Raw genomic sequence first — 12,718 nt, forward strand, 5'->3', positions numbered from 1 at the left:
TGCCCAGGGAGGTGAAGTCATGATCATTGTCGAGCGGATGCCGGGGCCGGCCATGACCGACCGGCAGGTGGAAGTCGTCGAACGCAAAGGCCTTGGGCATCCCGACACCATCTGCGACGGTATCATGGAAGCCGTTTCGATCGCCCTTAATAACGTCTACCTGGAATCCTTCGGACGGGTGCTGCACAACAATATCGACAAGGGATTGCTGATTGCCGGTCAGGTGGAAAAGTGGTTCGGCGGCGGTCGCGTGGTTCAGCCCATGGAAGTGATCATCGGCGATCGGGCGACGAGCCGCTTTGGCGGTCGCATCATCCCGGTGGAGGAGATTGCCGTGGCCGCGGCGCGGGACTGGATCGACCGCCATCTGCCCCAGGTCCGATCGCAGGGAGATGTCCGCATCCGCGTCGCTCTGGCTCCCGCGTCCGAGGAACTGGCCGGATTGTTCGAACGTCCGGGCCGGTTGCTGCCCGCCAACGATACTTCGGCGGCCGTGGGCTATTTCCCCCTGACTCCCACCGAGACGGCCGTCCTGGAACTGGAGACCCGGCTCAATTCCCAGGCTTTCAAGCAACGCTATCCGGAGACGGCGGAGGATGTCAAGGTGATGGGAGTTCGCCGTGGTCGCAGCCTTGATCTGACTGTGGCCATGCCGCTGTTAAGCACCCATGTTGCTTCGGAAACCGAATACTTTGCCCGCAAGGAGACGATCCGCCGGGATATGGCCGCCTGGGCCGCGGAACGCCTGGCTTTTGAGGTTGCCGTGCAGTTCAATGCTCTCGACGAACCCGGTCGGGGATTGCAGGGCGTGTATCTGAGTCTGCTTGGAACCTCCGCCGAAGATGCCGATTCCGGACAGGTAGGGCGCGGCAACCGGGTCAATGGCCTGATACCGGTCAATCGGCCCATTGGCACCGAGGCGGTCTGCGGAAAGAATCCGGTCAGTCATACGGGCAAGATTTACAACGTTCTGGCACACCGGGCGGCGCGGGCCATCGGCGAACAGTTGAGTGGTGTTCGGGAGGTAGAGGTGCTGCTGGTGAGCCGCATCGGCCAATCGGTGGACCGACCCCTGCTGGCTGCGGTCCGCCTGCTGCCCGACCGGGAAGGCGATTTCATGATTTTGCAGCGCCAGGCGCAGGCGATACTGGAGGCGGAGTTGGCCGAGGCAGAGGCTCTGTGCCGGCGCCTTTGCCGGGGAAAAGAGTATCTCGGGGTGCCCATTTAAGCAGGGCGTCACCGAGGTTCGTTGCCGGGGCTGTTCATGGGCCTGTTTCAATCTCGGGCGGCCAGGGCGCGGTTGCGGCCTGTTTTTTTGGCATGGTACAGAGCCTCGTCTGCGGCTTTGATAAGGCGGTCTCCATCCCCATCCAAGGCCGGAATCAGGCTGGCCACCCCAAGGCTGAGGGTGACGACCGGTTTGACGTCGGAAGCCGCATGCTTCAGCCCCAGTCCTTCCACCTGTTGCCGGACCGTTTCGGCAACCTGTAATGCCCCTTCCAAAGGCGTTTGGGGCAGCAGGATGACGAACTCTTCACCGCCATACCGGGCCACCAGGTCGGCCGGGCGCCGTCCGCAGTCAGCCAGCGCCCGGGCCACCTGCTGCAGACATTCGTCGCCCGCCTGATGACCATAATAGTCATTGAACTTCTTGAAACAGTCGATATCGCAGATGACCAGGGACAGGGGCGACTTTTCCCGAGCCAGACGCTGCCACTCCCGGATCAGGGTTTCGTCGAAGGTGCGGCGATTGGCTACCTGGGTCAAGCCATCGATGCGGGCCAGGCGGGCCAGGGCCGCCTCGGCCTGTTTTCGCGGGGTGATGTCCTTGAACTGGGCGACGATGCCGGGAGACCCGTCAAGGGTGATGAGGGAAGCGGTGGAAACCAGAAAATACTCGGAGGCACCACCCTCCTTTTGACGTTCGATATCAAATTCGCAAACGGACTGGGGTAGGTGGGCATTGGTCAGGGGACAGGGGCCCTGGCAGCACAGGCGGCCTTCCAAAAGGTCTTTGCAGCGCCGACCCACCACCTCTTCCTGGGAGCGGCCGAGAAACCGCAGCATGGCCGGATTGGCCCGAACGACGACGCCGTCCTGCCGCACCACCCAACTGGCGTCGGCACAGGAGGAAAAGACCTGTTCCAGTTCCATGGCCAGCATCTCGGCGGCCAGCAGTTTCTGGTTGACCGTGGCGAACAGTTGCTCCAGGGCCGCTTCGGAGGCGGCCAGGTTGTCACAGGTCGCAGCCAAGGAGCGGTTTTCTGCCTTGAGGTCCTTGATGCGTTCCAACAGTTGCACAATGTTCAAATCGGTGTGTTGAAAAACGTCCATGCAGGCCTCCGCGCGCCGATAAGGTCGCGCTGCCTGCCGGACTGGAGGGCCTTTCCGAGGCAGGCATGGCTGGTGTTGTCTTGGGATTCGGCTGAATCGGCGGGCCGGAATCGAATTGGCTGTCATCTTCTAATGTGAAGCCGGTGTTGTCAATCCGAAAAATGGGGAAAAGATTTTTGCAGGATGGAGATAAGTTATCAGTTCCATAGTTATCCCATCAAGGGTCGCGGTGTCTCCTTGATGTTTTTTTCAAGGACACTGCAGCGTCTGATGCTTAAGTTCAAACCGCTATCTGATTGAAATCCCGATGGTTATTTGGTTTTTAGGATCTATGTTCTGGAATTAATTATTGAATTTTGGTAAAAGATGTTGAGAGGTTGAAATGGGAATGGTTCTGGAAGTAGCCGGGTTGCTCTTGCCGTTGAATTGGTCTGGAAAATTTTCGGACGATATTCATATCGAGACGCAGGGCGGTAAAAAGATAAATTAAAAATATAGGGATACATTCTTATTTTCTGAAAAGTTCATGGAGTGAGAAGTATGGACGTTTTTTATGCCAGCGACGATCGTTATGCTCAACACCTTGGTGTTTCCATTTCTTCGGTATTGACTCATTCCAAGTCTCCTATTAATTTTCATATTTTAGACGGTGGAATTTCCGAATATAAAAAAAGCATTATTTTAGATTTATTAAATAATAGTCCAATGTCAAAGATTGAATTCATTCCTGTTGATAATGATATTTTTGATGATTTTCCATGTTCAGAACGATTTACGGTGGCCAGCTATTATCGATGCATTATTCATGAATTGAAACCTGAAATCGATAAAGCCATATATCTGGATTGTGATGTAGTCGCGAACTGTTGTCTTGGAGAATTTTTTGCGATCGATCTTGAAGAAAATTATGCTGCTGTCGTTGAAGATTTTAATATATTGATGGATGAGAGAAAAGCTGTTCTAAATCTTCCTGCTGGGTCCCGCTATTTTAATTCGGGTGTCCTCCTGTTGAACCTAAAAAAAATCAGAACAGATGCTGTGTTTTCACAAATACTTCCGCTGTTGGATAAATATGAAAAATTTTTGGATTATTATGATCAGGATTTATTGAATGTTCTATTTGTTGGAAAAGTTAAATTTGTCGAACCTTGGTGGAATGTTATGGAAATTGTTTTTCGTAAAAATGGTATACATTGTCAAAATAGATTTTACAACAATAAAAAATTTAAATACTATAATAATAATCCTAAAATAATACATTATGCAAACAGATCGACGTTGTGGTTTGATGGAGCAAGTCAATTTTTGCATAAATTTTGGCTTGATTACTATTGGTATTATAAAAAAACAAAATTCTACTCTGGCATTCGCCAATTCCCCTGTTTTTTATTTTTGAAAAAACAATTAAAAAATTTAACATTCAAGAAATGCAAAAGATGGATTTTGCGTATTCATCTTACCTCGAATAGAAGAATAATTCGAATTATGGGCCTTTATATCGTCGATTGGAAGAAAAAGGAGTTCTCCATTTGCTGAACAGTTTTTTTCAAGAATCCTGAAAGGAAGAATGATGCCACGGATATTGGTTGCGGGTGGTGCGGGTTTTGTCGGTTCTCATCTGATGCGCAGGCTCTTGGCGCAAGGGCACGAAGTGGTTTGTGTCGACAACTTGTCTACGGGGTTTGTCAGCAATATTGAGGAACTCCTGGAAAATCCGAATTTCCGGTTTATGGAGGCGGATATTACCGATCCGTTCCATATTCCATTCGATGCTGCTTTTAATTTGGCCTGTCCGGCGTCTCCGCCCCACTATCAGCGCTTGTCTCTGGAAACCATCGATGCTTGTACCGTGGGGGTACGCAACCTGCTGCGGGCGACCTTGCGCAATGGGGGCCGGTTGGTGCATGCGTCCACTTCAGAGGTCTATGGCGATCCCGAGGTGCATCCGCAGCGGGAGCGGTATCATGGCAATGTGGGAACCTTGACGGAGCGTGCTTGCTATGATGAAGGCAAGCGCCTGGCCGAAACATTGTGTTACGAATATCATAAACGCGGCTGTTCCGTGCGCATTGCCCGATTGTTCAATACCTACGGCCCCTTCATGCATCAGGATGACGGCCGGGTGGTGTCCAACTTTATCGTCAGTGCTCTGACGGGTCGCCCTTTGACCATCTATGGCGACGGCTCCCAGACCCGTTCCTTCTGTTTTGTCAGTGACACGGTGGATGCTTTAGTGCGTTTCATGGACTTGCCGGGGGAGCATTTGCCGGTATTCAACCTGGGCAACCCCCGCGAAATGCAGGTCATCGATCTGGCCAGGCTGGTATTGCGCCTGACCGGCAGCGCCGCGCCGATCCATTTCCTGCCGCCGGCCGCCGCCGATCCGGGACGCCGCCGACCGTGCATTCAGCGTGCCCGGCGTGCCTTGGATTGGCGGCCTCAGGTCGAGTTGGAGAAGGGCTTGCAGTACACCATTGCCTACTTCAGCGAACTGCTGCAAGCCCAAACCGGCCGCTTCACAGCGTCCGGAGACGTGGCAAGGTTTCAGCAGGCCTCCGCTGACGCTGGTGCATTGATATGATTGGAGAACTTGAATGCTGGTTTCCGTATTGATCAATAACTACAATTACGGCGCCTATTTAGGCGAGGCGGTTGCTTCGGTTCTGGCGCAGACACACGAAAATCTGGAACTGATCATCGTCGATGACGGCTCCACGGACGATTCCCCGCAGATTATTGAGAGCCTGGCCAATGGTCATCCCCGGATTGTGGCGTGCTGTAAATCCAATGGCGGCCAGTTGTCTGCGTTCAATGCCGGCTATGCCCTGGCGCGCGGCGACCTCCTGTTTTTTCTGGACGCCGACGATCTGTACCATCCGGATTATATAGCCAAAGCGGTGGAGGTGTATCGGACGCAGCAGGACTGCGATTTTCTCTTCTGTGCCTATGAGCGGTTCGGCGCGGTTCATGAGCCCGTCGTCAAGGGATTTCCCGACCGGTTGACCGATCTGGGATATACGGGCTTGGTGACCTACTTTCGGCGGACCTGGATCGGGGAGCCCACCTCGACCCTTTCCCTGCGCCGGTCCTTGGCGGACCAGTTTTTCCCCATCCCTTTTGAACCGGAATGGCGTATCCGCGCGGATGATTGCCTGGTCTGGCTCGCCTCTCTGTTCAATGGCCGCAAATTTTATTTGAAAGAGCCTTCGTTGGCTTACCGGGTTCACGACCATAACCATTTTTTTGGCCGTGTCCGGAACCCGGATGCGGAATATCGCCGTACCTTGAGTTGTGCCCGGCTCTTGGCCTGGGCCGCCGAGATCAATGGGCAGTATCGTTATCTCAACGGTGCCGACTTGGGAAAGCTGTTGCTTGAGGAGGCGGCCACCGGTCAAAAAAACCCGGCCCTGCTGGGGCAATATCGCCGGGCTTTGAAACAGTTGGCGAGAGAGTCGCGACTTCGGCGCTGGCGCGCCGGACGCAAACTCGATCAACGGATAAAAAATGCCAAGGGTCCCTGAAGGAATTCTTTAAATATTCACCGCTCGGTTCCGACGATCGAGGGGTGATGTAGAAAGGACCGATGAGCCCAAACTGTTGCAGTTGTCCTGATTCATGACTCCGCTGCCGGGCGTCGAACGACGCCGGCGCAGGAGTTGTTGGACCGGGTCAGGCGCCGGCCCAGGGGCGAGAGACGCACCAGGCGCTCTGCCAGGGTGGTGATTTCTTCCTTGACTGCCGGGTCGAGTTTTTTCAACCATCTTGGGGGCAGTGCTTCCGGACCATAATAGGCGCCGGCCAAGAGCCCGGCTATGGCGCCGGTGGTGTCGGCGTCGCCGCCCTGATTGACCACCCCGACCAGACACTCTTCGAACTCGGCGGTAGTGAAGAAATAGTGGAACACGGTCTGCAGGGTTTCCACCACGTAGGCGGAGGCACCGCCGTGATAGTGGTTGAAGCGGAATTTGGGAAATTGCTCGCACAGTTCCCGCGTCAGGGCATGCAGTTGCGGACGGCCGGCGCCGAGCAGGGCCTGTTGGGCCATGCGTCCGATGGTCAGGCAGGCGGCATCGGACAGGTTGTTGTGATGGGTCAGACGCGCCTGTTCCAGCGCCAGACGCTCCAGTAGGGTTTCATCCCCGAGGGTCAGCAGGGCGACGGGCGCCATGCGCATGACCGCGCCGTTGCCGGCGTCCCAGTCGCTGTAGGGTTTGACCAGTTGGCCCTTGACGATGTAGTCGCTGATGCCGCGCCGGCAGGTGGCGCCGACATCGACGGGTTTGCTTTTCAGCCAGAGGGCGAACTGTTCCGCCACCCCTTGCAGGTTCCAGCCTCCGGCTTGATCCACCGCGCGGGCGATACACAGGCTCATCTGGGTATCGTCGGTGACCTGGCCCGGTTTCAGGTTGAGCCAACCACCGCCGATGATGCGCCGGTGAACCTTGTGGCGCTGGCGGATTTCCCCCGGCATCAGGAATTCGGTGGTGGCGCCCAGGGCATCGCCCAGGGCGACGCCGAGAAAGGCCGCCCGGGTCTTCTCGATGAGGAGGTTCAGGTCGGATTCGGGCATGGTTCGGTCAACCTCCGGTCAGCACTTCGACGTCGTATTCACCGCCGATCACCAGGTATTCCTCTTCCCCACGCAGCAAGGCCGAGGCAAACAGACCGCTGAAAAACAGGATCTTGCAGGCCGGAATCCGGGCCGCCAGGACCCGGTTGCCGAACTCCCAGGCCCGTTCGAAGTCGGCGGTGAAGGAATTGAGATTGTTGAGGCGCACCAGGCAGCGGTTCTTGGCCGGTTGTTCCAGGATCGGATGTTCGGCAAAGTCGTAAATGCCCCGGTAAAGAGGGAAAAAGGTCTGCCCGGGAAAACGGCGTCGCAACTCGTACTGGGCGAACTCGAAGAGCAGGTCGAACTGGGCCTGGATGGCGCTGGTGCGGGCGCTGCCGCGCATGCGATCCACCAGGTAGGCGAAATAGGCTTCCGCCTGGGGCGAGGCGATGGGCTGGCCGTGAAAGGTGGGCGGCAGGCCGAAGCGGCTTTCCACCCAGCCCTTCAATACCGCGCCCTCGCGGCTGTTGGAATCGAACATCCAGCCGCGCAAGAAGCGCAAGTAGCTGTTTTTCAGACTCTTGCGGCCGCCGGGAGTGGTCTGCTCACGCCATTGGTGCAGTTGAAAGGTGACGTCCATGTAGTCGGAAAACAGCGTCGCCCGCTGCTCCGGATCGTCCATCTCTGCCAGGCGCTGGAACAGGTTGCGATGACCGTGACACACCCCCTGCAACTCGATGGGTTGCGGGTTGCGGTTGAAGTGCCGCGAGGCGAGCACCCAGGGGGGCAGGTTGCAAAAGTTGACGCCGCTGGTCTGCATGGGGGCCGGCTCAGTCGAGGGTCAGGAGGATGGCCTCGGCCACCTCGCGCAGGCTCTTGCGCTTGTTCATGGCCATGCGCTGGATCTTGCGGTAGGCCTCGTCCTCGGACAGCCCCTGTTTCATCAGGGCGCCTTTAGCTTTTTCAATGACCTTACGGGATTCCAGGGTGTCTTTCAGCTTGGCCACCTCCTGGCGCAGGCTGGCGACTTCTATGAAATGATGGATGGCCAGATCCACGGCCGGAAACAGTTGGTCCTCGCGGAAAGGTTCCACCACATAGTTGCTGATGCCGGCCAGGCGCGCTTTTTCCACGGTTTCCGGATCTGCCCGTGTCGTCAGCAGCACGATGGGCGTCGGGCACTTTTTGCTGATTATTTCAGCAGCGGTAATGCCGTCCATAATCGGCATGACGTAGTCCATGACGATGAGCAGAGGCTGGTTGGCCAGTGCCAGGTCGACGGCCTGCCGGCCGTTTTCCGCTTCAAGGATATGGGTAAATCCGTAACGGATCAGGGCATCTGCGATGCTGCGGCGAATTTCGGGTTTGTCATCGACGACCAGGACGCTTTTCACTGCGCAATCCTCCAACAGGATATGAAGACGGAAATTATTAACGGACTGTTGCTTCATGTGCAGGAAAGGTGCCGGGTCGTTGGGAGGCAGGTCAGGGCCCTTCGGCCCGGCTGGTGGCCGCACCGGAAACGCGCGCGGTCGGGCAAGGTCTGTCATTTTCGGGTGGACATGCTTGCCCCTGCTGCCCTAAAATACGATTTTCGCGAAGATTCAAGCCGAATGTTTGCCCGGGAGTTTTCCGGTCCGTCTTTCCATGTGCCGCACGGTTTTTTGCCCGGCTGATTGCCGTCGGGCGCGCGATGGAAACGGTCGGGAGGACCGCCGGGCGCTTTCATTTCCGTTTACATGCATCTGTTCCACAAAGGAGAGTTGTTGTCATGGATATCGTTTCCCTGGTCAAAAACCGCCTCGAAGAAACCTACGATTTGCATCGTCGCTATATCAACCCGCAGTTCGTGCGGGTGCTGGAGGTCATCGGTTTCAACCGCAATTACACCAGCAGCAAAGGGGCCTATCTGTATGATGCCGACGGGCGGAAAGTGCTGGACTTTCTTGCCGGATTCGGGGTCTTCAACATCGGTCGCAATCACCCCCTGGTGGCCAAGGTCCTGCACGAGATGCTGGATGCCGATCCGCCCAACATGGTGCAGATGGATCTCGGCGGCATTTCCGGCCTGTTGGCGGAAGCCCTGACGGCGGTGGCACCCGGCGATCTCGATGCGGTGTTCTTCACCAATTCGGGGGCCGAAAGCGTGGAGGGCGCCCTCAAGTTCGCTCGCCAGGCAACCCGGCGTCACAAGGTGGTGCATTGTGCTCATGCCTTTCACGGCTTGACCCTCGGGGCCCTTTCGGTGAACGGCAACCGGGAATTCCGGGATCGCAACGAGCCGCTGTTGCCCGGCTGCATCCAGGTGCCCTTCAACGATCTCGATGCCTTGGAACAGGCCCTGGCCGGCGGTGACGTGGCGGCGTTTATCTTCGAGCCCATCCAGGGCAAGGGCGTGTTCGTGCCCGATGACGATTATCTGCCCGGCGCCCGCGCCCTGTGCGATCGTTTCGGCACCCTGATGATTGCCGACGAGGTCCAGACCGGATTCGGCCGCACCGGGAAGATGTTCGCCGTCGACCACTGGAACGTGGTGCCGGATATCATGGCGGTTTCCAAGGCCCTGTCCGGGGGCTTCGTGCCCATCGGCGCGGTGATCACCAAGCGGGCCATTCATGCCCGGGTGTTCGACAGCATGGAGCGCTGCTTTGCCCATTCCAATACCTTCGGTCAGAACGATCTGGCCATGGCCGCCGGGCTGGCCACCCTGCACGTGCTGCAGAGCGAGGCCCTGGTGGAGCGGGCCGCCGAGGTGGGTGATTACCTCTTGGCCGGCCTGAGGGAAAAGATCGGTCGTTACGAAATGCTGCATGAAGTGCGGGGCCGGGGCCTGATGATCGGGCTGCAGTTCGGCGAGCCCAAATCTCTGAGCCTGAAAACCGGCTGGAAGCTGGTGCACAAGATGAACGCCGATCTGTTCGGGCAGATGATCACCATGCCCCTGATGGAAAAGCACCACATCCTTTCCCAGGTGGCCGGACACGGCCTCGATACGGTCAAGATCCTGCCGCCCCTGGTCATCGACCGGGAGGAGGCCGACCTGTTCCTGAATGCCATGGAGGATGTGCTCCAGGATGTGCATCGCTTCCCCGGCGCCGCCTGGTCGACCACCAAGAAAATGGCGGTCCGCACCCTCCAGAGTGCCTGAACCATGGTATCCCGGCTGATTGACGGCTTGGTTGCGGGTTTGTGGCGCCTGGTTTCCCGGGCGCCGCGGACCATCATCGGGACCGGACTGATCCTGGCGGCTCTTTCCGCCCTGGCTTCGGTACTGTTTTTGAAGCTGGACAGCGACCAGGACAAGCTGGTGTCGCCGAAGGTGCCCTATCAGCAGCGCTATCTGGAAGCCCTGGAGAATTTCGGCGACCAGGAATATTTATACGTCGTGATCGAAGCGGAACCGACCCCGGATGGCCGCCGTCAGGCCGAATCTTTCTCCGAGGCGTTGGCCGCCCGCCTGCGGGCCCATCCCGAGCATGTCGAGGCCCTCTATTACCGGATGACGGCCGATGACCTGGGGCCCGGTGCGCTCTATTACGCCTCTTTGGAAGAGGCCGCCGAACTCGGCAACATGGTGTCGGCCCTCGGCCCCCAGGGCAATGCCTGGCTGCAAAACGGCAGCCTGGTCGAACTCGTCGACCGCATGGCCGGTCTGCTCGCCGGCGGCGGGGAGGGGGCCGGTTTCGATCCGCGCATGCTGGCGCCGGCCCTGGATGGTCTCGAGTCTTTGCTGGGCGGTATCGATGGGACCCTGATGGGCCAGACCCTGAGCGGCCCGGTGTTCGACCTTCGCGACCAGAGCCGGCACTACTTTTTTACCGGCGATCAGCGTCTGCTCATCATGCGCATTCTGCCGGCCAAGGATTACGGCACCATGGACGTCATCGCCGCTCCCCTGGCGGCGATTCGCGAAGCCTTGGCCGAAACCCAGGCCGAGTTTCCCCAGGTCAAATCCGGCCTTACCGGGCGACCGGTGTTACAGGCCGATGAAATGGCCACCACCAATCGTGACATGACTCGCGCCTCCCTCATTGCCGCGGCCTTGGTCGGGGTCCTGTTCATGGTGGTGCTGCATGGCTGGCTGCGTCCGGTGCTGGTGGTTTGCGCCCAAGCCATGGCCATTGCCTGGACTTTCGGCTTCACCACCGCCACCCTGGGGGTGTTGAACCTGTTGTCCATCGTATTCGTGCTGGTGCTCATCGGGATCGGCGTCGATTTCGGTGTTCATGTGGTGATGCGGTACGTGGAGTGCCGGCATGCCGGGCGCAGCGTCGAGGATGCCGTGCGCATCGCCCTGATCCATACCGGACCGGGCGTCATCCTCGGTGCCGTGACCTCGGTGTGCGCGTTTTATGCCGTAGTCGGTTCGGATTTTACCGGTCTGGCCCAACTCGGACTGATCGGCGGCACCGGCATTCTGCTTTGTCTGGCCGCCATGCTGACCATCCTGCCGGCCTTGCTGCTTTTGGTGGGAGGGCACAGCAGGGCCCCCAAGGCCCCGCCCCGCATGGTGTCCCTGCCGTTCATGGGCCGACTGACTGCACATCCCAAGCGCCTGCTGGGGATTATGGGCCTCGTCACCCTGTTGTTGCTGCCCGGTCTGCCGCGCGTACGATTCAGTTACAACCTGCTGGAACTCCAGGCTAGCGGCTTGGAGTCGGTAGAATATGAAAAGTTACTCATCGCAGCCTCCGACGAATCCACCTGGTACGCTATCGCCGTGGCCGAGGATCTGGCCGAGGAGCAGGAGTTGCAAAAACGTTTTGCCGCTCTGCCGACGGTGGGCCATGTGGAGAGCCTGAGCGATTACCTGCCCGATGCGCAACAGCGCAAGGCGGAACTGTTCGCCGCCGCCGCTGCAGCCTTGGGGGCGGAACCGGCCGCGGATTCGCTGTCGGACAGCGTCGACGGGGTCGCTCTGGGTGCTGCTCTGGCCCGGCTTGGCGGCGCCCTGGACAGTCTGGTCGAAAAATTGTTTGCGGCCGGCGCCGGAGCCGAGACGGCCCGGGTCGATGCTCTGCTGAACGCCATCGACAGCGCCCGCGCGCAGTTGTCCGAGGAACCGCAGCGTGCCCGGCGGCTGGTGCCGTTTCAGGCCCAGGTGCAGCAGGATATCCGGGTGGCGCTCCGGCAGCTGCGAACCTGGTTGACGGCGGCGCCGGTGACTTTTGACACCATGCCAGAAAGCCTGCGCAACCTGTTTGTGGGACGCGATGGCCGCATCCAGGTCAAAATCGTGCCGCGCGAAGATATCTGGCAGTTTGAGAAGTTGACGCGGTTCGTTACTGAAATGCGGCAGGTTGATGACGGTGTCACCGGCGTGCCCATCAGCGTCTATGAATCGGCGCAACTCATGCGGCGGACGTTTCTCAGCGCCGCGGTGCTGACTCTGCTGCTGGTCAGCCTGCTGCTCTGGCTGTCGTCGCGATCCATCCGCTATGTCCTGCTCGCCCTGCTGCCTCTGAGCGTAGGGCTGATCTGGTTGCTGTCACTGATGGGCTGGCTCGGCCTCAGCTTCAACCTGGCCAATTTTTTCGCCATTCCCATTCTCATCGCCATCGGCGTCGATGGCGGGGTCCATCTGCAGGAACGTTGGAACACCATGTCGTCCGGAAGCCTGTTCGACACCAGTACCCCCATGGCGGTGACCCTCAGCTTTGCCACCACCATGATCGGTTTCGGCGGTCTGCTGCTGGCCCATCACCGCGGCCTGGCCAGCCTGGGCGGAGTCATGGTGCTGGGGTCGTTGACTTGCATGCTGAGTTGCATTCTGGTTTTGCCGGCGGTTCTCAAACTGGTGCTGCCGCAAGGCGGCGCCATGGAGGAATAACC

General features: G+C 58.3%; 10 protein-coding genes. 6 read left to right on the plus strand and 4 right to left on the minus strand.

Annotated elements, in window-relative coordinates; genetic code table 11:
* Positions 1-19: 19 nt before the first annotated feature.
* Complete coding sequence (locus JQN68_RS11110) at positions 20-1,228, plus strand: methionine adenosyltransferase (RefSeq protein ID WP_225072931.1); 1,209 nt, start codon at positions 20-22, stop codon at positions 1,226-1,228.
* Between the two features lie 47 nt (positions 1,229-1,275).
* On the opposite strand, the gene JQN68_RS11115 is transcribed toward JQN68_RS11110, so the two are convergent.
* On the minus strand, positions 1,276-2,334 hold the full coding sequence (locus tag JQN68_RS11115; protein WP_225072930.1) for a diguanylate cyclase domain-containing protein: 1,059 nt from the start codon (positions 2,332-2,334) through the stop codon (positions 1,276-1,278).
* Positions 2,335-2,874: 540 nt separating this feature from the next.
* On the opposite strand from JQN68_RS11115, the gene JQN68_RS11120 reads away from it, so the two are divergent.
* From JQN68_RS11120 to JQN68_RS11130, 3 genes are read left to right on the plus strand one after another with little or no spacing between them, the layout of a single operon-like run.
* Positions 2,875-3,870 (plus strand): glycosyltransferase family 8 protein, encoded by a 996-nt coding sequence (locus tag JQN68_RS11120; RefSeq protein WP_249621192.1) that lies wholly within the window; start codon positions 2,875-2,877, stop codon positions 3,868-3,870.
* A gap of 34 nt (positions 3,871-3,904) precedes the next feature.
* A complete protein-coding gene (locus tag JQN68_RS11125) occupies positions 3,905-4,915 on the plus strand; it encodes a UDP-glucuronic acid decarboxylase family protein (protein WP_225072928.1) in 1,011 nt (336 codons plus the stop codon).
* A 13-nt stretch (positions 4,916-4,928) separates the two neighbouring features.
* Entirely contained in the window at positions 4,929-5,855 is a 927-nt protein-coding gene (locus JQN68_RS11130; RefSeq protein ID WP_225072927.1) for a glycosyltransferase family 2 protein, read from the plus strand.
* A 92-nt stretch (positions 5,856-5,947) separates the two neighbouring features.
* Here the strand turns inward: JQN68_RS11130 and draG are convergent, their stop codons facing one another.
* From draG to JQN68_RS11145, 3 genes are read right to left on the minus strand one after another with little or no spacing between them, the layout of a single operon-like run.
* Complete coding sequence (gene draG, locus JQN68_RS11135) at positions 5,948-6,904, minus strand: ADP-ribosyl-[dinitrogen reductase] hydrolase (RefSeq protein ID WP_225072926.1); 957 nt, start codon at positions 6,902-6,904, stop codon at positions 5,948-5,950.
* A gap of 7 nt (positions 6,905-6,911) precedes the next feature.
* A complete protein-coding gene (locus JQN68_RS11140) occupies positions 6,912-7,706 on the minus strand; it encodes an NAD(+)--dinitrogen-reductase ADP-D-ribosyltransferase (RefSeq protein WP_225072925.1) in 795 nt (264 codons plus the stop codon).
* A gap of 10 nt (positions 7,707-7,716) precedes the next feature.
* Positions 7,717-8,280, minus strand: a complete 564-nt coding sequence (locus JQN68_RS11145) for an ANTAR domain-containing response regulator (RefSeq protein ID WP_225072924.1) — start codon at positions 8,278-8,280, stop codon at positions 7,717-7,719.
* 377 nt (positions 8,281-8,657) lie between these two features.
* Here JQN68_RS11145 and JQN68_RS11150 point away from each other — a divergent pair, with 377 nt between their 5' ends.
* A complete protein-coding gene (locus tag JQN68_RS11150; RefSeq protein WP_225072923.1) occupies positions 8,658-10,034 on the plus strand; it encodes an aspartate aminotransferase family protein in 1,377 nt (458 codons plus the stop codon).
* A gap of 3 nt (positions 10,035-10,037) precedes the next feature.
* Entirely contained in the window at positions 10,038-12,716 is a 2,679-nt protein-coding gene (locus JQN68_RS11155; protein WP_225072922.1) for an MMPL family transporter, read from the plus strand.
* Positions 12,717-12,718: the final 2 nt, after the last annotated feature.

Origin of the sequence: Desulfuromonas sp. CSMB_57, from assembly GCF_020194955.2 — a bacterium.
GTDB lineage: Bacteria > Desulfobacterota > Desulfuromonadia > Desulfuromonadales > Syntrophotaleaceae > JAFCIY02.